Origin of the sequence: Burkholderia stagnalis (genome assembly GCF_902830275.1) — a bacterium.
GTDB lineage: Bacteria > Pseudomonadota > Gammaproteobacteria > Burkholderiales > Burkholderiaceae > Burkholderia > Burkholderia stagnalis.
In genome coordinates, this window is record NZ_CADESW010000004.1 from 1 (window position 1) to 23802 (window position 23802).

Annotated in this window: 15 protein-coding genes; all 15 read right to left on the reverse strand. The window is 70.0% G+C overall.

All coding sequences use genetic code 11. From position 1 onward, the window contains the following. Window positions 1-243 precede the first annotated feature (243 nt). The 15 genes from HWY45_RS09170 to HWY45_RS09240 all read right to left on the reverse strand — a co-directional run bounded on the left by HWY45_RS09170 (window position 244) and on the right by HWY45_RS09240 (window position 23769). Window positions 244-1092, reverse strand: a complete 849-nt coding sequence (locus tag HWY45_RS09170) for a hypothetical protein (protein WP_230947003.1) — start codon at window positions 1090-1092, stop codon at window positions 244-246. Continuing rightward, on the reverse strand, window positions 1058-1939 hold the full coding sequence (locus tag HWY45_RS09175) for a DUF2491 family protein (RefSeq protein ID WP_230947004.1): 882 nt from the start codon (window positions 1937-1939) through the stop codon (window positions 1058-1060). The genes HWY45_RS09170 and HWY45_RS09175 overlap by 35 nt, the downstream gene beginning before the upstream one ends. After that, window positions 1888-3048 carry a hypothetical protein gene (locus HWY45_RS09180; protein WP_150999204.1) on the reverse strand — a complete coding sequence of 387 codons (1161 nt, stop codon included), beginning with the start codon at window positions 3046-3048 and terminating at the stop codon, window positions 1888-1890. The genes HWY45_RS09175 and HWY45_RS09180 overlap by 52 nt, the downstream gene beginning before the upstream one ends. A 368-nt stretch (window positions 3049-3416) precedes the next feature. Next, window positions 3417-8126, reverse strand: a complete 4710-nt coding sequence (locus HWY45_RS09185; protein WP_081069938.1) for an RHS repeat-associated core domain-containing protein — start codon at window positions 8124-8126, stop codon at window positions 3417-3419. 13 nt (window positions 8127-8139) lie between these two features. Continuing rightward, window positions 8140-9405 carry a hypothetical protein gene (locus tag HWY45_RS09190; RefSeq protein ID WP_059885880.1) on the reverse strand — a complete coding sequence of 422 codons (1266 nt, stop codon included), beginning with the start codon at window positions 9403-9405 and terminating at the stop codon, window positions 8140-8142. Window positions 9406-9420: 15 nt separating this feature from the next. Further along, a complete protein-coding gene (locus HWY45_RS09195; RefSeq protein ID WP_059885882.1) occupies window positions 9421-11625 on the reverse strand; it encodes a type VI secretion system Vgr family protein in 2205 nt (734 codons plus the stop codon). After that, the gene (gene tssH, locus HWY45_RS09200) at window positions 11622-14276 is read right to left on the reverse strand and encodes a type VI secretion system ATPase TssH (RefSeq protein WP_059885884.1); all 2655 of its coding nucleotides are present in this window, start codon (window positions 14274-14276) and stop codon (window positions 11622-11624) included. The genes HWY45_RS09195 and tssH overlap by 4 nt, the downstream gene beginning before the upstream one ends. Before the next feature lie 12 nt (window positions 14277-14288). Then, window positions 14289-15416, reverse strand: a complete 1128-nt coding sequence (tssG, locus tag HWY45_RS09205; protein ID WP_059885886.1) for a type VI secretion system baseplate subunit TssG — start codon at window positions 15414-15416, stop codon at window positions 14289-14291. After that, window positions 15413-17287, reverse strand: coding sequence for a type VI secretion system baseplate subunit TssF (tssF, locus tag HWY45_RS09210; protein WP_059885888.1), 1875 nt, complete (start codon window positions 17285-17287; stop codon window positions 15413-15415). The genes tssG and tssF overlap by 4 nt, the downstream gene beginning before the upstream one ends. 4 nt (window positions 17288-17291) lie before the next feature. Next, window positions 17292-17849: a type VI secretion system baseplate subunit TssE gene (gene tssE, locus HWY45_RS09215; RefSeq protein ID WP_059564032.1), complete on the reverse strand. Its 558-nt coding sequence runs from the start codon at window positions 17847-17849 to the stop codon at window positions 17292-17294. Window positions 17850-17867: 18 nt separating this feature from the next. Then, window positions 17868-18359, reverse strand: coding sequence for an Hcp family type VI secretion system effector (locus HWY45_RS09220; protein ID WP_059805324.1), 492 nt, complete (start codon window positions 18357-18359; stop codon window positions 17868-17870). Window positions 18360-18393: 34 nt separating this feature from the next. Beyond that, on the reverse strand, window positions 18394-19902 hold the full coding sequence (tssC, locus tag HWY45_RS09225; RefSeq protein ID WP_059805321.1) for a type VI secretion system contractile sheath large subunit: 1509 nt from the start codon (window positions 19900-19902) through the stop codon (window positions 18394-18396). After that, window positions 19895-20470 carry a type VI secretion system contractile sheath small subunit gene (gene tssB, locus HWY45_RS09230; protein ID WP_059885890.1) on the reverse strand — a complete coding sequence of 192 codons (576 nt, stop codon included), beginning with the start codon at window positions 20468-20470 and terminating at the stop codon, window positions 19895-19897. The genes tssC and tssB overlap by 8 nt, the downstream gene beginning before the upstream one ends. Window positions 20471-20525: 55 nt before the next feature. After that, the gene (gene tssA / locus HWY45_RS09235; RefSeq protein WP_150999207.1) at window positions 20526-21623 is read right to left on the reverse strand and encodes a type VI secretion system protein TssA; all 1098 of its coding nucleotides are present in this window, start codon (window positions 21621-21623) and stop codon (window positions 20526-20528) included. Continuing rightward, complete coding sequence (locus HWY45_RS09240) at window positions 21610-23769, reverse strand: serine/threonine protein kinase (RefSeq protein WP_059886199.1); 2160 nt, start codon at window positions 23767-23769, stop codon at window positions 21610-21612. Before HWY45_RS09240 ends, tssA begins: the two co-directional genes overlap by 14 nt. Between the last annotated feature and the right edge of the window lie 33 nt (window positions 23770-23802).

Below are 23802 nucleotides of genomic sequence, written 5' to 3' on the forward strand. Positions count from 1 at the left end.
GTGTCACCAGTGCACCTGGATACATGGCCGGCTCCGTGGTCCCGCAAGGAACCGGCCAGCATACCGAGGTCAAAACACGACATTTCTAAATGGCTAGAACACGACATTTCTAAAAAGCTACTACAGCTTTTCTGGTGATAATTCACGTTATGTAAACTCATGTGGAACGTCCACCCAACCATCCAAATCCAACACAAGCCCTCGTCGCCGCGTGCCGACATCACCGACACGCGGCCTCCCCAATTACGCTTGCGAAATCCGCCGCAAGCGCTCGACCGCCGATTCCGTACCAGCAGGCGACGCACCCGCAGCAATACGACGAGCCTCTTCAACCGCAGCTTGCTGGTCGAGCGGCTTTTGCCCAATGGCAGCCACCGTTTGCGCGGCATCCGCTGCAACGCGCGCCTGTGCGGCCGCCGCTTGCAACGCGCCGAGCCCGGTCGAAGCCGACCCGGTGCTCGCACGCAACCGGTTCAATTCCTCCTGCTGCTGTTGCATCAATTGCGCACGCTCGCGATCGGCCTGGGCCTGCGCGAGATCCGCCATCGCCGCGCGCGCTCGCGCGTCGAACTCGTTCACCTGGGTTTCGACGGTCGTCAGGATTTCCTGCAGCGTGTCGACGAGCTGCTGCGCACCGTCCGCCTCGGCCTGACGTCGCGGCAGCTCCTGCTGGCGGCGCTCGAGGTCGTTGGTGAACTGCGTCAGCGTGACCTCGTTGATTTCCTGCTTTTCGAACTTGGCGATCAGCACGACCGACGCCTTCACGTCGCCGTCGATGCTGGCCTTCAATTCCGCCGCCGCCTTCTGCGCGGCGCCGTTCTTCTGCTTGGCCTCGGCCAGCTTGACCGCCACTTCATGCAGCTTCGCTTGAAGGTTGTCGCGGTCGACTTGCGTCGCCGTTTCCGGATCGAATGCGGCGATCTGCTGCGCGAGGCGGTCGCCCACGGTACCAACGTGTTTCGCGAGAAGCGACGAAACGAGTTTCCAGCCAGACATGGTGTGCTCCTTGGTAAATCTTGCGTTGCGAGTTGCGAGTGGATCGAGGCGGCTTCGCCCCTCAGAAAACCTTGACGCGCAGCGGATCGATGGCAAGACCGGCGAAATAGTCGACCCAGACAGCCTCCGCCGGGCGCCCGTCCATCGTTTCGACATGCTCGAAATCGATCCACAAGCGCTCGATCGGGCCGCTTTCCTGCGCCGGGCCGGCCGGCAGGCGCCGCACGTATTGCATGAACGAATGCGTCTTCTCGACGCCCTTCTCGCCGATGCCGTCGTCCAGCCGACGCTCCCGGGCCGTCCACGGCCGGACGTAGTCGCCGCCCGGCGCATCGCGCTCGAACCCGAGCGTCTCGTTGCCGCCAAGCAGCGCATCGACGCGCGCCGGATTCCCTGCGAGGTGCGCGATCTGGGCAAGCTCGTCGCGGTCCATGTCGTAGCGGTCCTGGCCGAGGCCGTAGCCGTTGCCGAGGAAGGCGTCCTGCTCCTCGGCCGTCACCGGATATTCGCGGTACAGGAACTGGTAGTACGCGACTTCGCGCACATCCTGCGGAGCGTCATTGCCCGTCATGATCTGCAGGAACGCGCCCTGCCCGTTCCGATCCGTGCCCGTATCCGTGTACAGCCGGAAGATCGACAGATCCGCATCGGCGTCGATATGCAGGCGACTGACCGCAACGATCGGCATCTGCACAGCCGGCGGCACGACGAGAAGCGACCCTTCGAGCAATGCAAAATCGGCCAGCACCAGCTCGATCATGCCGCCGATACGCGCGCCCAACGGCAGCCCCGTGTCGACCCGCTCCGGTTGATCTGCCTGCGTGCGCGCAAACTCGTCGAGGCGTTTTGCGCCAATACGGCGAGCGAGTTCAAGAATTCCCATGTTCGTTCTCAGAGGCGGTAGTTGGTGCGGGACGCATAGCGTGCCTTCCTGTCCGACCACGCGCGGCGCACCCACGCGAGCAGCTTGAAGACGAGCCAACCGGCCAGCAAGAATCCGCCGATCAGCACGACCGTACCCACGACCCAATGCTTGTTTTCCTTTTTCGGTTGTTTCGCCGTCGTTGCAGGCGGCGAATCGACAGCCGCCGCCCGGGATTCGGATGCGGCGGTGTCGGTATCCGGCGTAGCATCGTCGCTGACGCGCCGATACCCCGGCGCATCGGTTGAGTCGGCCGCGCGCGCCGTCGGCTGCTGGACAACGACCGTTTCGCGCGGCTGGCTGCTGCGCCCGAGCATATAGCCGAGCAGGAGGCCGCTATTGCCACTGGATTGCTGTACCACCACCGGCGGCGGTGGCGCGCTGGGCGCGGGTGAACGGTACGACGGCGGTGGCGGCACGTTGGGAGCGGGCGCACTGTACGACGGTGGCGTATCGCTGCGCGTCCCATACGATCGCGTATAGCCGGAAGTGCCGCGGTCGAGCGAACTGCCGCTCGCGTTGCTGCTACTGCCACTGGTACTGCCGCTGTCACCGCTGCTGCTACGCGACGACTCGCTCGAATTCAGCGTCGCGGCTGCGTCCCGGCTCGACTGAGCGGCATACAGCGCCCCGCCGAGCGCAGTCGCGGCAATCACTTTTTTGGAACCCGAGCTGCTGAACCCAGACTTCTTCGACGTGCCGGACAGGCTGGACGTACCAGCCGACGAACGCGTCGAAGCGTCATCGGAAGCGCTCTTGTAACTCGACGAGCCGTACGAGCGGCTGGCGCTTGGACTTGAGCCGAAGGAAGAACGGCTGGAGCCCGAGTCGGCACTCAAGCCAAAGGAGGAACGGCCGGAGCTGGAACCGGAGCTCAAGCCGAAGGAGGAGCGACTGGAGCTGGAACTGGAGCTCGAGCTGTACGAAGAACGGCTGGAGCTCGAACTCGAACTGGCCGATGAACGGCTGGAGCCGGAACTCGAGCTGGATGACGAGCGGCTGGAGCTGAAGCCGGAACTCTTGGCAAAGGCGACCGGCGCCGCGCAGCCCGTAGCGAGCGCGAATGCGACCAGCGTCGCGGCGACCTGGAGGCGTGTGGCCTTCATGTTGTTGACGTCCTTGTTGTTCAAGATAGATCTGCGCGGGCCGGCCGCCGGCCTCTCAGTTGCCGTTCCAGCCCGTTTCATGCGTTGGTTTTCGTGTCGTCCCTGCGCCATTCGGGCGCGAGTGCCGTGCGATACGCGAGCCGAGAAATTCCCCCCCTTTCGCCGCGCGCACAATCGTAGCAAGTCTGAGGAAAGCTTGCGCGAGCATTTCCACGAAATCGACTTGCGTGACGCATTCCGTCGGCATTTTTTGCCGGCACGCTCGCTGCCTCAAGTCTTTCCCGGTTTTGGGAAACGTTTGCCCGGAACGGTTGACTGCCCTGCTCCAGCCTCTGGACTACGCAAGCCGGCCCGAGTTGACGTCGCAGCCGCGCACGATCCGCCGCCGGCGCCTAGCGGAAATCCCCGTTCACCGCATACGAGCGGAATGCCTGGAGCCGCTGGGCGTTGGTCGGTGCGCCGGGGCCCGATAGTCCGGTCGCGATCCGGTAAAACACGGCTTTCAGCCCGGTGCTCGAATCGATGACCGTCTGGCACGGCGTGTCCTTGATCTGCATCTGCTTGTTTGCGTTGAGGTAATAGTTGTTGATGTCGCACGGCTGCAGTTCGCTCCAGAGCATTTCGACGCTGCCCGGATAGGCACGCAGCAAGCGCGCTTCCGGGTGACCGACGGTCTGGTTGCCGTGCAGCAGCTGCAGGGATCCGTCGTTCAGCCGTGCAACCGCGATATTGTCCCTGCCGCTCGTGACCATGCCCGGATGGCTCTTCAGGAAGTCGACCACCTTGGCCCGCACCTGCGCCTCGACGAGCGGATCCGTGTGCCCGAAATAGCGCGGAACACGCCGGGTCGGCACGCCCGCCAGGCCGAGCGGATCGACCCAGCCGAGCGGGTTCCTGCCGTATCGGTACGGATGGTCGCCGCCGCTCAGGCGGATCGGGTCGATCGAGATGTACCGGGCCGTGTCCGGATCGTAATAGCGATGCCGGTTGTAGAAGAGCCCGGTTTCACGGTCTTCGTATTGGCCGAGAAAGCGCAGCGGTTGTTCGACCCCGGGCGTCGACGCCGGGCGATCGAGCGCCCCCCACGACGCGTAGGCTGCCCGCCACGGCGTGCCGTGCCCGATCGCGTCGCCGCGAATCGGCATGCCGTTCGGGTCCGTGGACAACCAATGAATCGTCGGCCGTGGCGGCGGCATCGGCGCATTGGCGCCGTCGGGCGGCAGCGTAGCACGCAGCCACGCCAGCGGATGCGAGGTTCCGGGATAGCACACCCATTCCTGATGCTCGGCAACGCCGTGCGCCATGGCGGCGGCGCCGTCCCCGGGACGTTCGGAGCGGTCCGCAAGTGGCGCACCGTCGAGCGCGCGCGCCAGCAGCAGGTCGAACTGCGGATCGCGCCGGGTGAGCGCGCCGATCAGCACATCGCCGTCCCAGAAGAACCGCGTCGTGCTGACCGGCGCGCGCGCGTCGGCGCCGCCGGCGCCCGGCCGCAACTGCGTGACCTTCTTCGTGCGCCGACGCAGCGCGTCGTATGAATAGCGCGTCCAGACCTGCAGCGCGCCGCCTTGCGCGCCATCGGCCCGCGCCGGCCGCACGACGCACGTTTCGACCAGCAGGCCGTCACCGTCCCAACGCAGCGTCATGTCGTGCCCGGCATCCTGCTTGCGCACGAGATTGCCGATCCGGTCGAACGCATGGTACGCGTCGTCGCACGCGCCCTCCCGGCACCACGCATCGACGCGCAGCCCGCTTCCGAACGCGTCTCGCGTGGCGTTGCCTTCGCGTATGCGCGTCGCCAGCAAATCGCCGGCCCGGTCGCCGGCAAACCGCCGCAGCCGGCCGGCCGCATCGAGATGTTCCGTCAGCCGGCCGACCGGATCGTATCGGAAGCGGTCTTCGCCGCCGCCCGTATCGCCCGTATCGCCCGTGTCACGCCTGGCGATCATGTCGCCGTTCGCGTCGTACGCATAGTCGCGGGCGAACCGCGGCCCCGCATCGTCCAGCAGCGTCTGGCGCGCAAAGAGCCGGTCGGCCGTATACGACAGCTCGCGGCGCAACGCGTCGCCGAAGCGCTCGGTCCGGATGCGTCCGAGCGCATCGCGCTCGAACACGATCGGCGGCGCATCGTCGATCGTGATCGCCGCGATCCGGTCGAGCGCATCGTATGCGTAGCGCGTCGTGCGTTCGATCGTCGTGGCGGCGTCGCGCAAGCGGGTCGTTCGTGCGATGCGATTGCCGTCGAGGTCGTACACGTTCGCGATCTCGACATCGTCGCCGCCGCGCTCCGCGACGACGCGGCCGGCCGCGTCATACTCGCGTTCGATCCGGCCGTCCGGATTTTCCGCGACGATCAGGTTGCCGCTCCGATCGTACGAGAACGTCTCGGTACGCATGCCGTCGGGCTGCCGCGGATCCGGCACGCGCCTGCGCACGATACGGCCGAGCGCATCCGTTGCGTAGGCGATCGCCTGCCCGTTCGGATCGATGCTGCGCAGCAGCTGGCCACCCGCGCCGTACTCATGGCGCCGCGACTGGCCCCAGTAATCGACCTCTTCGACGATCCGGCCCAATGCGTCGCGCGTCAGGCGATACAGTTCGCCGCGCTCGTTGACCACGCCGATCAGTTGCGCTTCGTTGTCGTAGCGGTATTCGATCACGTTGCCGTCCGGCGTCAGTCGCTTGACGACCTGCCCCAGCGCGGAATACTCGAAGCGCGTGACCTGACCGCCCGGATCGCGATAGCGCAGCAGGTTGCCGTCGGTGTCATAGCTGAACAGGGCTTCGCGCTCCCCCGGCTCGATGGCGCGCGTCAGGTTGCCGTTGCGGTCGTATTCGTAATGGCTCGCCTGCGCCAGCGCGTCGACCACCCGGATCACGTTGGCGCGCGCATCGTGCGTGTACCGGGCGCAGTGGCCGAGCGCATCGGTCACGGCCGCGAGATTGCCGTCGCGATCGTAGTCGAAGCGCGTCACCGCGCCGCGCGGCCCGGTATGCGCGATGAGCTGGCCGTGCCGGTCGTATGCGTAGCGCTCGGTGGAGTGCGTGGGCGTCGACTGCGCGAGCAGCCTGCCGCGATCGTCCCACGCGTAACGCCACTGCCGGTCGCCCGGCGCAGTGACGCACACCGGGCGATGCTGCGTGTCGTACGCCACCTGCACGGCGCTTCCGTCGGGCAGCGTCTGCGCGAGCAGGTTGCCCCAGGGGTCATAGGCCCAGGTGGTGGTGCGGCCCGCGGGATCGGTTTCCGCGCACGTGCGCCCCTGGGCGTCGTACCGGTAAGTCGTCACGCCGCCCAGCGGATCGATGCGCGCCACCGGCATCCCGCGCGCGTCGGACTGGAGGATCGTCGCGTGCTGCAGCGAATCGACGATCCGCGTCTCGCGATGCGCGACATCGTAGGCAAAGTGGTAATCGAACAGGCCGTTGTCGCCCCACGCGCGCTCGACGCGCCACACGCCGTCGTCGTGCTGCCGGTGGCTGTAGTGGAACGCGATCCCCCGCGCGCTCGTGTGGCGCACCATCCGGTGACCGTCGTCGTACGCGAAGCGGCGCGGCAGGCCCATCGCATCGAGCACGGCAACCAGATTCCCGCTCCGGTCGTGCGCGTAGCCGACGAGCGGATGGGCGCGGCCGTCGGCATCGATCAGCGTCAATTGGCCCAGCAGATGCGCACGGGCTTCGCCCGGCCCGACCGCGTCCGCGTCCGCGTCGCATGCGATCGCGCGTCCGGTCGGCGCGTCCTCCTTCATCTCGACCACGCGCACCAGGCCGCGATCCGGGCCGCGCTCGAATACCCACGCATTGCCGCTCAGGTCCGCCATCCGCTCGACGGGCAACGTCAAGGCCGCACCGTCCGCCAGCGGGTCGACGGCGTGTTGCCGATGCGCCGGCCATACAAACACATATTCGATCCCTGCTTGCGTACGCAGGACCAGCAGGCCGCGCTGCCGATACAGCGCATGCCCGTGCTGCCAGTCATATCGGCGCGCCGGCCAGCCGTCCTCGTCGGGTATCGCATCGAAAGCCGTCGCGAGATCGGGCAAATGCGCGACCGCGCCCACCGCGCGCCCGTTTCGCACCAGGTCGAGCCGGATATCGGCCGGCGTCTGCCACGCAGCCCCCACGGCGCCGTGCCGCGCCGCGTGGCCCGCATAACTGCGCACCCACACGAGCGGCAGGCGGCCCGCAACCGTAAAGTCGTGCTGCTGCACGATCACCTCGCCCGTGATCGCGTCCACCGGCTCCGCATGCAGCACCTTGCATCTCAGGAACCCCGATTTCAAATGCAGCTTGTCCGCCAGCGCCCTCGCCCACTTCGCCCCCTGGAACGCCTTGAACAACCCCTTCGCGGCCGCGGCCATGTTCATGACCGGCGGCCCGCCGACGAGCACCGGCCGGCCGGCCGGGATCGGCAGCATCACCGAACTCGGCATCGACGGATAGCTCCGCTCGGTATGCGCGCCATTGTGCGGCGGCGGTTCCAGGCCCACCGACCAGCAACTCATTGCCGGCAGCGCCATGAACGACATCGGATCGTTGTTCGCGAGCACCGTCCTGCTGCCCATGTACGATTCGGCGTCGTCCGACGGCAGCGGATCCTCCGGCGGCGGTGGCGCGAACGCTTCTCCGAGCGGGAAGTGCAGGCCCGGAACGTGAAACGAATGCGTGCCGGCGGTGGCCCGCAGCAGGCCGTTCACGAAGATCGGCCGGCCGGCGCTGCCGCCCGCCCCGACGCTGGCGCCGAGCGCATCGCCGATACGGCGCTTGAGCGACGTGGCCTCGCCCTGGAGCTTCAGCGCTTGCGCGACGATCGGGTCGTCGTTCAGATCCGCCAGCTTCCCGGCCGCAAAACCCGCCGCATCGTCGAGCCGCTTCGCGACATCGGGATGATCGTCGAGATACTCGGCCGCCTTCTCCTGCGCGATCGCCATCGCGATGCTGCCGACCACGCCCTTCGCCGCCTCGACGTACTCCCGCAGATCGAGCATGAAACCGACATGCGGATGCGGCAGGAACACCGGCGTCGGGCTGGGCGCGACCAGCACCGAGTGAACGTCGACCCCGACCACCGGATCCAGGTGCTTGACCGCGAGCAATCCCACGCCGCCCTCCCGCTCACCGTCCGCCGCGCAGCGCGGCGACCTTCTCGCCGAGTTCGCCGCGCCGGCGGTCGAACGCGCCGACCTGCGACACCATCCACTCGACGACGAGCCGCAGGTTGCTGTTCGCACGGATCGATTCGTCGATCATCAGCCCCGCATCGAGCGCATTGAATCCGGCCTCCCGCGCATGCTCGCGCTCCCCGGCCCGCTCCCAGCACACGGCGCTCATGCGCCACGCTTCGACCGTCATCAGCCCGTCCCGCGCGGCCGCGGTCGATGCCGCCGCGCGTTCGTAGCAATACGCCGCGTGCGCGTCATCCTTGTGCGTCAAGTGCACGCTCGCCTCGCCGAACAAGCCGTTCGCGACGAGCGTGTGCCCGGCCGGATGCCCGGCATTCACCGCACGCCTGCCGCTGTCGGCCGCCTGCCGATATGCGTCGATCGCACGTTCGCGATCGCGCCACTTCAGATACGCGGCACCGGCGATCAGGTGCACGACCACGCACTGGTCGAACCATTGCTCGCGCTCCGCCACCTTCAGCGCCGCCGCGCGCAGTGCCTCGAGCCGGGCCGGACTGCCGCTTTCGATCGCCTCGGTCAACGTCACGAACGCGCGCCGGAACTCGCCGCCCGGCCCCCGCTCGCCGGATTCGGCCAGCAGTTCGCGCGGCACGCTCGCCATCGCATAGCGGCCCTGCACGACGCGCACCGCATCGGGATGACGCTGCGGCAGCGTCGCCAATGGCGCGACGTCGGTACGCGGCACGACGAAGCGCACGCGCTCGCCGAGCGCCGGCGCGGCGGCCACGATCATCAGCAGCCCGTCGAGCCAGCGTGACCACGCCGCGTCGTCGCGCACCTGGGCGGGCGCCAGCACGAACACCATCGCGGGAAAAATGTCCGGGTGGTGGTGCATCAGGCTGTCGGCCACCGCGAGCAGATGCAGCACCGGGTTCGCCCCGTCGTCGCGCGGCGCCTGCCAGTCGGCGCGCAGCCCCTGCGCGCTGGAGGCTTCGCGGCGGCTGTCGTAGAACGCGACGAGCTCGTCCGCGAGCGCCTGCGCGTAACGCGATTCATTGACGAACGCCGCGCGCATCGTCCGCACCGCGCACGAGGTTTCGTCCTGCACCTGGAAATACAGCCGCACGAGCTGCGCATCGGTCTCGTCGGTCTGCCAGATCATCAGCCGGGCGGCGCGATCGTCCGCGAAACGCATCCAGTCCGCATGCGCATCCATGAACCTGCGCTCCACGGGGTTGGTCGGTTGCCAGTTCTGCATGCGCACGCCCTCGCGTCACGGATTCAGTTTCAGCACCGTGCCTTCGACGGTGTGCTCGCCGGTCGCCGACGACGTCACCGTCTTGCCTCGCACGCTGTGGCTGTCTGAGCCGCTCGACTCGACCTTGACGCCCTGGATCACGATCGTGCCGTCGCTTTGCATCACGATGCTGGACCGCCCGCAGACGAGCGCGAGCCGGTCGCCGGCATTGACGAGCATCTGGCGCTGCACGTTCGTCGTGTGGTTCGCGCCGACGGTGACGGAATGCTCGCCACCGACGGTGAGCACATGCGCGTTCGAGATCGTCGACGTGCGCGCGCCGATTTCCTCGGTATGCGTCGCCGCGACCGTCGTCCTCATGTCCTGCGACGTCGTGTGATAAAGCTGCCCGACCGTGAGCGTCTTGGCTTCGCCGATCGTTTCGGTCTTGCCCTGCGCAACGGTTTCCTTGTGCGTGCCGCCGATGGTCGCGTCGCGATTCGCGCCGACCGTCACGGTTTCGTTCTGGCCGACCGAGCGCGTCCGGTTCCCGCCCACCCCATGCGTCTCGTTCCCGCCGATCTGCGCGACCCGATGCTGGCCGATGGTCACCGTCTCGTTCTGCCCGACGTTGCGCTGCCGGTTGTTCTTCACCTGCATCGTCTCGTCGTTGCCGACCGTATGCGTATGGTTGTTGCCGACCGACAGCGAATGGTCGAGTTCGGTCTCCGCGTCGAAATTCCGCTCCGCGTGCATCCATAGCTGCTCCGCGCCCTTCTTGTCCTCGAAGCGGAACGCGTTCGCATGCTCGGTCGTCCCGCCGGGCGACGACCGCGACAGCAGCCCGCTTTGCGTCGCGCTGCCCGGCAAGCTCCACGGCGGCATCCGTTCGCCGTTGTACACGCGCCCCGTCACGATCGGCTGGTCCGGATCGCCGTTCAGGAAATCGACGACCACCTCGTCGCCCACGCGCGGAATCTGCACGCCGCCGAAGCCGCCGCCGGCCCACGGGCTCGACACGCGCACCCAGCACGACGAATCCTGGTTGCTCTGCCCGTAGCGGTCCCAGCGGAACTGGAGCTTCACGCGGCCGTATCGGTCGGTCCAGATTTCCTCGCCGGGCGGCCCGACGACGGTGGCCGTCTGCGGCCCGCTGGTGCGCGGCATCGGCGTGTCGCGCGGCGACCGGTAAGGCAGGCTCGACGGCTGCACGAGCAACTGAGATGCATGCACGACCGCTTCGGCGTCGGCGGCGCTCGCGTACGCATTCTCCTGAAACCGGTACTGGCACCGCACGATCAGGTATTCGCGGTTCTGGTCGGCGCGCGGGCAATGCGCGAGCGTGAACAGCCAGCCGGGCGCGACGCCGCGCACGTCGGTGCTGGCGCTCGCGCGCTCGTGCTCCGCCTGCCGCTCCTCGAGACGCACGCGGCTGGTGTGCGCGCCGGGCGCATCGTCGCGATAGCCGCCCGGCCACTCGAACGACGCAAAGCCGTCGTGGTCGTGGCCGCGCGGGTCGACCTTCTGCGCGGACAGGTCGGCGCGCGGCTTCGTGTAGTCATAGTCGCTGGTCTCGTGCTTGCCGACGCTCACCTCCTGCGCCGGCAGCCAGCTGTCGATGTGCTCCTCGTCGGCGATCGCCGTGCGGTCGCGCGCGATGAACGGAATCGTCGCGTAGCCGGGCAGCGCCGCGTGCGACGACATCGCGTCGCCCAGCATCAGCGTGTGCGCCTGCGCCGCATGCCGGAACCAGTAGTAGATCCCTTCGAACTCCATCAGCCGCGACACGAACGCGGCATCCGTCTCGTTGTACTGCACGCAGTAGTCGCGCGGCACGTACGACTCGGTCAGGCGGCTCTCGATCGGAAAGCCATACGGCGCCAGCACCTCCTGCACGATCTCGGGCACGGTGCGGTTCTGGAAGATCCGGCAGTCGGAGCGGCGCGTCGCGAGCCACAGCCACGGGCGCACGGTCAGCACGTAACCGTAGTGCCGTTCGGCGCGCCGCCCGGCGAGCGACACACGCGCGACGATCCCGTTCAGGCAGCGGATCGATCCGTCCTGCTGCTCGATTCGCACCGTCACCGGCTTGCCGAGCAGGTCCTTCAGCGACACGCTGTGGCTGTCGGCGAGCGCCTCGATCCGGAATTCGAACAGGCTGCCGAGCGCTTCGTCGCCGTCGAGCCGATGGAATTTCAGGTCGTCGCCGAGCGGGCTGTCGAGGGTGAATACGCGATTCACGTCGTGGCCTCCTCGTCGAGCCGGTAGACGAATTCGCCGTCGGCCGCGCTCACGTCGATCGACGCGAGCGCGCGGCCTTCGAGCGTCGCCTCGAGGATGGCCCGGCTGATCCGCGGCAGCATGGCGTGCGTGAGGATCGCGTCGACCATCCGGCCGCCGGATTCGATCGTCCGGCAGCGCTCGACGATCAGCGCGGTCGCGCTGTCCGCGCAATGCAGGCGGATGCCGTGGTGCGCGTCGATCCGCCGCGCGATGCGCGCGAGCTGCAGCGCGACGACGCGCGCGAGCGTCGCGTCGGTCAGCGGGTAGTACGGCACGACGGTCAGCCGGCCGAGCAGCGCGGCCGGGAACACGTCGCGCAGCGGCACGCGCAGCGCGTCGGCGAGCGCGTGCGCGCCGGGCAGCCGCTCCGGGTCGCGGCACAGCCGGATCACCTGCTCCGAGCCGACGTTCGACGTGAGCAGGATCACGGTGTGCCGGAAATCGATGTCGCGCCCTTCGCCGTCCTCCATCCAGCCCTTGTCGAACACCTGGAAGAACAGCTCGTGCACGTCGCGGTGCGCCTTCTCGATCTCGTCGAGCAGCACGACGCTGTACGGCCGGCGGCGCACGGCCTCGGTCAGCACCCCGCCCTGCCCGTAGCCGACGTAGCCGGGCGGCGCGCCCTTCAGCGTCGACACGGTGTGCGCTTCCTGGAACTCGCTCATGTTGATCGTGATCGCGTTGTGCTCGCCGCCGTACAGCGTGTCGGCGAGCGCCAGCGCGGTCTCGGTCTTGCCGACGCCCGACGGGCCGCACAGCAGGAACACGCCGTGCGGCTTCGCCGGATCGTCGAGCCGCGCGCGGGCGGTCTGGATCCGTTCGGCGATCAGCTCGACCGCGTGACGCTGGCCGACCACGCGCTCGCCGAGCGTGGCGGCGAGGTTCAGCACCGCCTGCGTCTCGTCGCGCACCATCCGCCCGAGCGGAATCCCGGTCCAGTCGGCGACGACGGCCGCCACCGCGTGCGTGTCGACGGCCGGCAGCACGAGCGGCGCATCGTCCTGGAGGTCGGCCAGCGCCTGCCGGGCGGCGGCGAGACGGCCCTGTGCGGCGGCGCGCGCATCCGCGTCGAGCGCACGCGACGGGTCGTCGTCGAGCAGCGCGGCGCGCGCCGCGACGATCGTCGCCAGCGCATCGCGCTCGGCCTGCCAGCGGGCATCGAGCCGGTCGAGCTCGGCCTGCGCGCCGGCGATCGCCGTGGCGATCGCATCGCGCCGCGCAGCGTCGCCGGTGCCGAGCGCGCACTCGCGCCCGATCCGTTCGTGCTCGACTTGCAGGCTGTCGATGCGGCGGCGCGCGTCCTCGATCGGCGCGGGCACCGCGTGCTGGCTGACGGCGACCCGCGCGCAGACGGTGTCGAGCAGGCTGATCGCCTTGTCGGGCAACTGGCGCGCGGGGATGTAGCGGTGCGACAGCGTCACGGCCGCCTGCAGCGCGTCGTCGAGCACGAGCACGCGGTGATGGGCCTCGAGCTTCGCGGCAAGCCCGCGCAGCATCGCGAGCGCGGCCTCCTCCTCCGGTTCGTGCACGTGGACGAGCTGGAAGCGCCGCGTCAGCGCCGGATCCTTCTCGATGTACTGCTTGTACTCGGACCATGTCGTCGCGCCGATCGTGCGCAGCAGCCCGCGCGCGAGCGCAGGCTTCAGCAGGTTCGCCGCATCGCCGGTGCCGGCCGCGCCGCCCGCGCCGACGAGCGTGTGCACCTCGTCGATGAACAGGATCGCCGGCCGGCCGCCCGACATCGCTTCGTCGATCACGCCGCGCAGGCGGCTCTCGAACTCGCCCTTCACGCCCGCGCCGGCCTGCAGCAGGCCGAGGTCGAGCAGGTACAGCGCGACGTCGCGCAGCGGCGGCGGCACGTCGCCCGCGACGATCCGCAGCGCAAAACCTTCGGCGACGGCGGTCTTGCCGACGCCCGCCTCGCCAACCAGCAGCGGATTGTTCTGCCGGCGCCGCAGCAGAATGTCGACGATCTGGCGGATCTCGGCATCGCGGCCGATCACGGGGTCGATCTCGCCGGCCCGGGCGCGCGCGGTCAGGTCGACGGCGAAACGCGCGAGCGCCGAGCCGTCGCCGGCCGCGGCAGAGGCCGGCGCGACACCCGCCGCCCCGGGCGCGTCGGGCAACGGCGCTTCCGGCGAGCCGTCGACGATCGCGTCGAGCGTGTCGGCCAGCACGTCCGGCACGATGCGCTCGAACTCGCGCGCGATCCCGACCAGCACGCCGCGCAACTGCGGCGTCTTCAGGATCGCGAGCACCAGCGTCGCGCCGCGAATCCGCGTCGCATCGTATTTGAGCGTCGCGTACACCCATGCACGCTCGACCGCGTCGTCGATATGCACGGACAGGTCGGACACCGAGCCGGCGCCGCGCGGCAGCCGGTCGAGCGCCGCGACGAGCCCGCGCTCGAGCGCGGCGGCATCGATCTCGAAGCGGCGCAGGATGCGGTGCAGGTCGCTGTCCGGGCGCTGCAGGATCTGCTTCAGCCAATGCGCGAGCTCGACGTATGGATTGCCGCGCAGCCGGCAGAAGCCGGTCGCCTGCTCCAGCGTCTCGTAGAGGAACGGGTTCAGTTTTCCGAACAGGGTGACGCGGCCGATATCGGACATGATGGTTTCCGTTCAGGCAGGTTCACGATCGGCGGGCGCGGGCGCAGCCTGCGCCGGGGAGCGGCGCAACGTGGATGCGTACGCGCGGCCGTCGATCACGAGATCGCGCGCGGGGCCCGGCTCGATGCGCCGCCCGAGCCACGCGCTGCGGCCGATCCCGTGCGGGCCGCCGAGCGCGGCCGACGGCACCGCGTCGTGCGCCAGTTCGAGCTGCACCTCCCAGTCGAACTCGATGCCGACGTATTCGCGCACCCATTGCGCGAGCGGCCACGCATACGCGCCGCCCGGCAGGCATCGGCGGTACGCGTCGAGCGACAGCGGCCCGAGCACGATCCGGAACCGCGACTGCGCATCGCGCACCGCGATGCCGAGCACCGCGCCGCCAAGCGGCTGCGTCGGCCGCGTCGCGCGGATCGCGCAGCGCTGCGCGCGCTCGATCGTCACCCATTGCGGCACATGCTCGACGATGCGCGCCGCGACGCCGAAATGCCGCCGCAGGATCTGCGCAAGCCCTTCCGGGTTGCGGGTGTGCCGCACCAGATGGCCGGCGTGGAAGCAGCGCGCGTGCGGCGCGAGCGCATCGGCCGGGTCCGGCTGCGCCGCGTCGGGCGCGGCTCGCCCGATCAGGCTCGCGACGTAACCGTCGAACCGTGCGCGCGCGGGCCGGTCGAGGCTCACCGTCGGCTGCGCGTCGGCCCACGCGCGGTAGAACAGCAGGATCAGCCGGTGATGGAACAGGTCCGCGAACGCGGCGAACGCCGGATCGCCGTGCTGCGCCGCGCGCTCGTGCGCGTACTCGGTCAGGTGCGCGGGCAGCGGCCCGTTCGGGCCGAACAGCCCGAAACCGTGGATCGCGATGCGCGGCACCGCGCCGCCGTCGTCGACGCCGGCCAGCATCGCCGCCGCGAACGCGAGCGACGGCGCCTGGCCGAGCCTGACCGGCTCGTCGCGCGGCCGCGCCGCAAGGCCGAGCGGCGCATGGTCCGGCGCCAGCGCGTCGAGCCAGCGCAGCGCGTGGAACAGGTCGTAGCCGTGCGGCGCGGCGCGCAGGCGCGCGCGGAACGCATCGCGGCGCGCGGCGACGGCGGCCGGGTTCGCGGCGGGCGGCCCATCAAGCCTCTCGGGCTTCTCGCGCTTCATATCACGGGCCGCCTGCCGATGCGCGCCGGCCACTGCGCGAGCCGGCCGCGCTGCGCGCTCGTCAGCACGCATTCGGCGAACGCGTTGATCGACACGTGCCGCGCGAAGAACTGCTCGAGCACCGCGCCGAGCAGGAACGGGCTGTCGCCGGAGAACGCGTGGTCGTCGACGGTCACGTTGACCTGCACGCCACGCCCGAACATCAGCGGCGAGGCGGCCGGCAGGCGGCGTAACACGGGCTCGAATGCCACCCGTCGCACGCCATCGATCTGCCGGCGCATCGCCGCGTCGGCCGGGTCCGCGTGCAAGCCGAGCAGCTCGCGCAGCACGCGCGCGCCCGCCTCGTCGTCGAGATCGGTCAGCGTGTGCCGCGCGAGCCCGAGGTGGCGGATCAGGCGCCAGGCCGTCTGCGCGTCGGCGATCGGCGGGCGCGGCCGCGACGGCCCGCGCAGCGCGACGATCCGCTCGACGGGCGCCGACACGCGCAGCGTGAACGTGTGCGCATCGCCGGGCGGCTGCAGCAGCACGAGATCGCGGTTCGTGCACAGCGTGTCGACGGCGAGGTAGCGCATCGCTTCGTCGTACGGCGCGCACGCGCTGTCGACCAGCGACACGTAAGTTTCGCTGCCGACATAGCCGGTGCGCGTGCCGTTCGCGCGCGCCTGCGCGGACACGAGCCGCGGCTCGCGGCGCACCGTGTAGTACGCGCCGTAATTGCCGTCATCTCCCGCGTACGACGCGTGAAATGGCCGGAATTCGCGCGCTTGCCCGTCGTCGCGCTGAGGGTCGCTCGCGAGCCGCTGCACCGCATAGACCTCGTAGTCGAGCGGGCGGCTGCGGTCGACCACGACGTGATGCTCGCGCGCGCCCGGCTGCACCGGAATGCGATCGCCGCGCCGCGCGAACAGGTTCACGGCCGGCGTACAGTTCAGCGCGAGGTGCCGCGCATCGACGGCGGCTTCGAGCGCGGCGTCGTGCCGGTCGAACAGCAGCGTCAGCTCGCAGGTGTCGCCGGTTGCGCGCGCGAGCGCGGGCCGCAGCCCATCGATGCTGAAGAACAGGAAGCGCGCGGGGAACGCGAAATACTCGCGCAGCAGCCGGTAGCCGTGAAAACTGCGGCCGTCGTCGGGCAGGATCGCCTGGACGGGGTCGAAGCCCTGGTGGACGATGGCGTCCGCACCGAGCGCGTGCGCCCAGCGCGGTGGCTGGCCCGGGTCGTGCACGACCACGCCGAGCGTGTGCGCGGCGATCAGCTCGAGCAGGTGCAGCGCGTCCCGCTCCGGCCCGGCGAGATGGAGCATCAGCCGGTCGAGCGGCAGTTCCGCGAGACGCGCGCCGCCGCGCGCGGCGAGCCGGATCCGCAGCGCGCCGCGCACGTCCTGGCGTGCCGCGACGAGGCCATGCGGCAGGTAGGCCGGCGCGCCCGTCACGGCCGCGCCGGTCAATTCGAGTGGCCACAGCGTCAGGTCGTGCGCGGTGCGGAACTCGCACGCGGTCTGCTCCGACACGGCGGGCCGCGCGCGCAGCGCGGTGCCCGCCGGCAGCGGCCAGCCCTGCGCGAGGCTGCCTTCGTTCATCAGCGGCGCGAATTGCACGATCGCCATCGACGGCAGCGGCGCGAGATAGCCCGGATACACCGCGTCCAGCAGCGCCTGCGTGAAGTGCGGAAACTCGGCGTCCATCTTGAGCTGCACGCGCGCGGTGAGGAAGCTGAAGCCTTCGAGCAGCCGTTCGACGTATGGATCGGGCGGCCCCGGTTCGTTCAGCCGCAGCCGCGCGGCGACCTTCGGGAACTGCTGCGCGAACTCGTCGCCCAGCTCGCGCAGGTACGCGAGTTCGCGGTTGTAGTAGTCGAGCAGGCGTGTTTCCATCGCGTCAGCCTCCCGCTGCCGAATGCAGCGACATTGCACCGGTTTCGAGGTCGAGCGCGGAGCGCAGCACGAACGCAATCGGGTGCGGCACCGACCACAACGTGCCGCGGATCTCGAACATCAGTACGTTGTGCCGCTGCTCGCCGGCCGCGCCGCCGGGCACGCCGGGCGTATCGGGCACGCTGCGCACCTCGACGCTCTCGGGTGCGATGCGCGGCTCGAAGCGCACGATCGCGTCGCGGATCGACGCCTCGACCGCCAGCCGCTCGACGCCCGACATCGGCTTGCCGACGAGCGGCCGCATTCCGTAGTTGATCACCGACGCCTGCGCGTGCGGGTACGCGTGCCAGTCGACGAAGCCGTCCTCCGCGTTGCGCGTATTGAGCAGCCACGCAAGATCGCGCAGCACCGCCGCGCGCAGGCGCTCGGCGCCGACCCATTGCGCATCGGGCGGCTCGGTGCGCCGCTGCGGCTCGGCGTCGGTCAGCCGGTCGAGCAGCGCGGGCTGCAGCCGGTCGCGCATGCCGGCCTCGCGGCCGTCACGGGGGCGCGTGTCGTCCATGGTTCGGTTGGCCCGCCGTCACATCTCGGTGTTTTCCTTGATGTTCCAGCCGACCGACACCTCGGCGCCCTTGCCGCCGTTGTCGTTCTGCTGCCAGTACTGCTTCTTGACCTTCGCGGCCTGGAAGCCGTAGTGCATCAGCAGGCGGTCGGCCGCGTCGCCGGCGTCCACGCCGGCCACCTGCGCGGACGTGACGAGCACTTCCTGCAGCGTCACCCGCATGAACTCGACCTGCGTGCCGCCCGTCTTGCACGCCGAGATCTCGACCGTCGACAGGTGCTTGCCGTTCGCGCAGTTCTTGATGATCGCGGGCGCGCCCTTGTCCATGTACGCGGCCACGACGAGATCGTTGAAGCTCGCCTTGCCCGCGTTGCCGCCGCTGCCGCTCGCCATCGCGCCCGGCTGGCTGGCGCCCCACGAGAACGTCTGGATGTCGGTCCAGCCCTTGTGCTGCGCGTCCGCCGATTCGCCGGTCACGCCTTCCACCTTCATGAACATCGCCACGCCCATCGCTGCCTCCGTTCCGGTTGAGATGCGCCGCCGCTCACGCGTTCGCCGCCTTCGCCGACGGCAGCCTCGAGATGAGCCGCAGCGACACGGTGAGCCCTTCGAGCTGGTAATGCGGCCGCAGGAAAAACTTCGACGCGTAGTAGCCGGGGTTGTCCTCGATCTCTTCGACGATCACGTGGGCCGCCGCGAGCGGCTTGCGCGCCTTGGTTTCCTGCGACGAGTTCACCGGGTCGCCGTCGACGTAGTTCATGATCCAGTCGTTCAGCCAGCGCTCCATGTCGTCGCGCTCGCGGAACGAGCCGATCTTGTCGCGCACGATGCACTTCAGGTAATGCGCGAAGCGGCAGCACGCGAACAGGTACGGCAGGCGGCCGGACAGCCGCGCGTTCGCGGTCGCGTCGGGATCGTGGTATTCGGCCGGCTGGTACAGCGACTGCGCGCCGATGAACGCCGCGAAATCCGAGTTCTTCCGGTGCACGAACGGCATGAAGCCGTTCTTCGCGAGCTCGGCCTCGCGGCGGTCGCTGATCGCGATCTCGGTCGGGCATTTCTGGTCGACGCCGCCGTCGTCGGTCGGGAACGTGTGGCACGGCAGCCCCTCGACCGCGCCGCCCGATTCGACGCCGCGGATCGACGAACACCAGCCGTACAGCTTGAACGAGCGGTTGATGTTCGCGGCCATCGCATACGCGGAATTCGCCCACGTGTAGCGCGCGTGGCTGGCCGCGTCGGTGTCCTCCTCGAAGTCGAATTCGTCGACCGGGTTGGTGCGCGCGCCGTACGGCAGCCGCGCGAGGAAGCGCGGCATCGCGAGGCCGACGTAGCGCGCGTCCTCCGATTGGCGCAGGCTGCGCCACGCCGCGTATTCGGTGTTCTGGAAGATCTTCGTCAGGTCGCGCGGGTTCGACAGCTCCTGCCACGAATCCATCTGCATCAGCTCGGGCGAGGCGCCGGCGATGAACGGCGCGTGCGCGGCCGCGGCGATCTTCGACAGCTCGCCGAGCATCTCGACGTCCGGCGCGCCGTGGTTGAAGTGGTAGTCGCCGACGAGGCAGCCGAACGGCTCGCCGCCGAACTGCCCGTATTCCTCCTCGTAGACCTTGCGGAACAGCGGGCTCTGGTCCCACGCGACGCCCTTGTAGCGCTTCAGCGTGCGCGCGAGCTCGCCGCGCGCGACCGGCAGCGCCTTGATCTTCAGCAGCTCGTCGGTCTCGGTGTGCGTGACGAGGTAATGCAGCCCGCGCCACGCGCCTTCGAGCGCCTGGAACTCGCCGTGATGCAGGATCAGGTTGATCTGCTCGGACAGCTTGCGGTCGATCTCCGCGATGATCTGCTTGACGCTGCCGTACGCATCGGTCGTCACGCCGACGGTGTTTTCCAGCGCCTGCTGCGCGAGCGTGCGCACGGCGCGCTCGACCGATTCGCGCGCCTCGGCGGTCTTCGGCTTGAACGCCTTCTGCAGCAGCGCGGCGAATTCGTCGTGCGCGACGAGCGGTTGCGCGGCGCCGCGCGCGGCGGGCCGGGTCTGGGCGGATTCATTCATGGCGCGCCTCCGGGCCGGCCTCGCCGAGCCGGGCGGCCGGTGCGCCGCCGGCCGCGGCCTCCGCCGCCGGCTGCCGCACGAGCGCCTTCAGCAGCTCGGGGTCGTTGATCGCGTTCTCGATCAGTTGCTCCGCGCCGTGCTTGCCGTCCATGTACGACAGCAGGTTCGACAGCTCCGTGCGGGCGTCGAGCAACTGGCGCAGCGCGTCGACGTGGCGCGCGATCGCGGCCGGCGAGAAATCGTCGATCCGCTCGAACGTCATGTCGACGTTCAGCAGCCCGTCGCCGGTCAGCGTGTTCGGCACCTGGAACGCGACGCGCGGCGCGATCGACTTCATCCGCTCGTCGAAGTTGTCGACGTCGATCTCGAGGAACTTGCGTTCCGGCAAATCCGGCAGCGGCTCGGCGCGCTTGCCCGCGAGATCGGCGAGCACCCCCATCACGAACGGCAGCTGGACCTTGCGCTCGGCCCAGTACGTCTCGACGTCGTACTCGATCTGCACGCGCGGCGCCCGATTGCGCGCGATGAATTTCTGCCCGCTGCCTGCTGCCTTGGTCCTGTCCGTCATCGTGTGCTCCTTCGCTTCAAGTTGCGCCGTTCGGTGCCGCCCGCGCGGCCGCGTGTCATTCGCTCCGCTGGCCGCTCAGCAAGTCCAGCTTCGGCAGGCTTTCCGGAGCGAGATCCCGGATGATTTCGTAGAAGTCGAGCGCGAGCAGCCGCTGCGCGCGCCGCAGCAGCAGCGGCGCGGGATGGCTCGGCTCGTGCAGTTCGAAGTAGCGGCAGATCTTGTCGAGGCCGATGCGCACGTCGTCGCGGCTCGTTACTTCGGCGTCGCGCCACGCGCGGCCGTCGGCAGGCGCAGCTGGCGGTGACGGCTCCGCTTGCCCCGGCGCTGCGCCGTCCGCACCGATTTCGGCAGGCGCCGCCGTGTCGCGCGGCGGCGGCGCGCGCTGCACGATCCGGTGCAGCGCCTTCTCGACGTCGCTCGCATCGGGCGCCCATTCGCCGCCGAGCTTCTCGCTCACCTGTGCGCGAATCGATGCGAGCGCCGCCAGCGCGGCGCGCGCCGGCTGCAACGGCGGCGGCCCGTCGCCGCGCACGTCCAGGAGCGCGTCGAGCAGGCGCTCGCGGTCGCCCGGCTGGCGCTCGCCGCCGTCGTCCTGGCCGTCCAGCATGCGCTCGGCGTCGCGCACGCTCGGGCCGCCGTCGAACAGCGGCTGGCGGCGCGCCGCGCGCGCGCAGTCGTGCGCGCCGGCCACCTCGGCCAGCGCGTTGCAGCGCGGCGTCGGGTCCGGTTCGCCGTCCGCGTCGAGGCGCGGGTGCACGTCGTCCCACCAGCGGCCGAGCAGGCCCGCGACCACCGCGAGCCCGTCCGCGTAGCCGGGAATCCCGTGCAGCTCGGTCCAGCTGCGCGTCAGGTACGCGGCGACGCGCAGATCCTTCGTGCGGCCGGACAGCGCGAGCGCCAGCCGCTCGACCGCGCGCCAGTCCGGCGCCTCGGCCGGAATCACCGTGTCGCCGTACTGCTGCTCCGGGCGCGGCGTCGCGTGTTCCCGCAGTTGCAGGAAATCCGGCTCGTACTCGAGATTCGCGCCGCACGGCGCGTCCGGCGCGACGCCGTCGAGCAGGCGGTCGATCAGCTCCGCGCGCGGCGTCGGCGCGCGCGCTTCGGTGGTGGAGGCGGCGGCAGGTGCCGGCGCGCCGAGGTCATTCGAACGCATAGTCGATGCTGATCGGCTTGCTGCCGGGGTCGATCTTCACGGTGCGCCGCAACGGCGGCAGCGTGCCGTTACGGATCTCGATCTGGTACGTGCCGGGCGCCAGCGACACCGTGCGCAGCGGCGGGCTCGCGCCGCGCCGCATGCCGCTCACGTACACGTCGCCCCACGGCCGCACGTGGAAACGCACGGCGACGGGTTCCGGCGTATCGGGCGGGCGTTGCTCGGGTGCGGTAGCGGCGGTGGCGAAGGCGTTGGCGGAATTGCCCGCAGTGGCGACGGCGGCGTCGGGGGACGAGCCAGCCGCCGAAGGCGGCACCGCGACCACCCGCTCCGATACATCGAGGCTCCCGGCCGGCGCGATGCTCGAAACGGGCGCGGCCGGCGACGCGCCTGCAGTGTTCTTCGCGGTCTGCTGCGGGGCGGACGGCGCCTCTGCCGTGTTCTTCGCGATCTGCTGCGGGGTGGCTGGCGCGTCTGCCGTATTCTTCGCGATCTGCTGCGGGGCAGACGGCGCGGCGGGTTCGCTCGCGGCGGTCGTCGCGACCACCTGCGCCGGCGCGGCGGCCGGCATGCTCGCGGGCGGCACGACGATCGGCGTCGGGCCGCGCTGGGCGACCGCGACCCCGGAGCCGCCGCCAGGTTCGGGCGCCGGCGCGGCGGCCTGCGGCACGCCCGCACCCGACGCCGATTCGCCCGCGTTGCGGGCCGGCTGCATCAGATAGGCCGCGCCGATGCCGATCGCCGCCAGCGCGGCAAGCGCGCCGCCGACGTACACGCCGGTGCGGCGGCCACCACGCCACGGCGGGCTCGCGGGGGCGGGCCATGTGCGACCGGCGGCCGGTCGGGCCGAGCCGTCCGTCGGAGTCGGGCTCGGGGTCGACGTCTCGTCGCGGGCCGGTTTCGCGGATGGGTTCGGCGCGTCGGCAGTCGGCGGCACGCCCGGCGTCTGGGTCGCCGACTGCCGCAACGGCGCAGGCTCCGCGCGAGACGAATCGGACGCGCTGTGTTCATCGTGCGCGGGCCAAGCCTGCGTCGAAGCCGCAGGCAACGTTCCCGACGAAACCCTCGCGTCAACCGAAGCACTTTCCGCCTTGCCATCGCCCGCGCGCTTCCCCTCCCCGCCGCCTTCGTTCCCCTGACGCCGCGCCTGCGCGCCGCCATCCTCCCGCGCCCCGGCCTCCGGCCCGTACCCCACCTGACCGAACCCGCTCAACCCCAGCTCCGCCGCAAACGCGGCGACCGATTCCGGCCGGTCGGCGATCCTGAGCTGCAACGCATGATCGACCGCCGCCAGCAACCCCGGGCTGTACAGGTCGCGCACCGGCCGCTCGCGCGCGGCGAGCGGCCGGTACGTGTCCTTGATGCTGCGCACGACCGCGGCCGGCGGCAGCTCGCCCGTGATCATCGCGTGCATCACCGCGCCGAGCGCGTAGAGGTCGGTCCACGGCCCCTGGCTGAACGCGGGGTCGTCGGTGTACTGCTCGATCGGCGCATAACCGGGCTTGATCATCATCGCGCCGTCGTCGACGAGGTCGCCGATCCGCTTTCGCGCGGCGCCGAAGTCGAGCAGGATCGCGTTGCCGTCCGGGCGGATCAGAACGTTGTCCAGCGCGACGTCGCGATGGAAGCACTGCGCGCGATGCAGCGTGTCGAGTGCGCCGAGCAGCGCGGCGACCACGTTGCGCAACTGCGTCTCGCTCATCTGCACGCCGCCGTCGAGCAGCTGCTTCAGCGTGCGCCCTTCGTAGAACGGCATCACCATGTACGCGGTGCCGTGGCTCTCCCAGAAATGCAGGACCTTGACGAGCCCCGGATGATCGAACTGCGCGAGCAGCCGCGCCTCGTTCAGGAACGCGCCGCGGCCCGCGTCGAACGCCGGCGCGAAACGCTCCGAGCGCAGCGACACCGTGTAGTCGCCGCCGCGCGTCGCGAGCATCGACGGCATGTATTCCTTGATCGCCACCGCGCGCCGCAGCGTGCGGTCGAACGCGCGATAGACGATCCCGAAACCGCCGATCCCGAGCACCTCGTCGAGCTGCAATTCGCCGAGCCGATGCCCGAGCGGCAGCGGCCGCACCGCGATGTCGGTCGCGTCGCCGCGCCTTGTCGTCTCCTGCTCGCCGTCTCTCGAAAATGCGTCCTTCATGTCCACCTCGTCCACCTCTCGATGCCGCGCACC

Bases quoted from the DNA above. Each gene is read 5' to 3' on its own strand.
- HWY45_RS09190 (WP_059885880.1), bottom strand. From the start codon at position 9,405: ATGCAGAACTGGCAACCGACCAACCCCGTGGAGCGCAGGTTCATGGAT.
- tssH (WP_059885884.1), bottom strand. From the start codon at position 14,276: ATGTCCGATATCGGCCGCGTCACCCTGTTCGGAAAACTGAACCCGTTC.
- tssG (WP_059885886.1), bottom strand. From the start codon at position 15,416: ATGAAGCGCGAGAAGCCCGAGAGGCTTGATGGGCCGCCCGCCGCGAAC.
- tssF (WP_059885888.1), bottom strand. From the start codon at position 17,287: ATGGAAACACGCCTGCTCGACTACTACAACCGCGAACTCGCGTACCTG.
- tssE (WP_059564032.1), bottom strand. From the start codon at position 17,849: ATGGACGACACGCGCCCCCGTGACGGCCGCGAGGCCGGCATGCGCGAC.
- HWY45_RS09220 (WP_059805324.1), bottom strand. From the start codon at position 18,359: ATGGGCGTGGCGATGTTCATGAAGGTGGAAGGCGTGACCGGCGAATCG.
- tssC (WP_059805321.1), bottom strand. From the start codon at position 19,902: ATGAATGAATCCGCCCAGACCCGGCCCGCCGCGCGCGGCGCCGCGCAA.
- tssB (WP_059885890.1), bottom strand. From the start codon at position 20,470: ATGACGGACAGGACCAAGGCAGCAGGCAGCGGGCAGAAATTCATCGCG.
- tssA (WP_150999207.1), bottom strand. From the start codon at position 21,623: ATGCGTTCGAATGACCTCGGCGCGCCGGCACCTGCCGCCGCCTCCACC.
- HWY45_RS09240 (WP_059886199.1), bottom strand. From the start codon at position 23,769: ATGAAGGACGCATTTTCGAGAGACGGCGAGCAGGAGACGACAAGGCGC.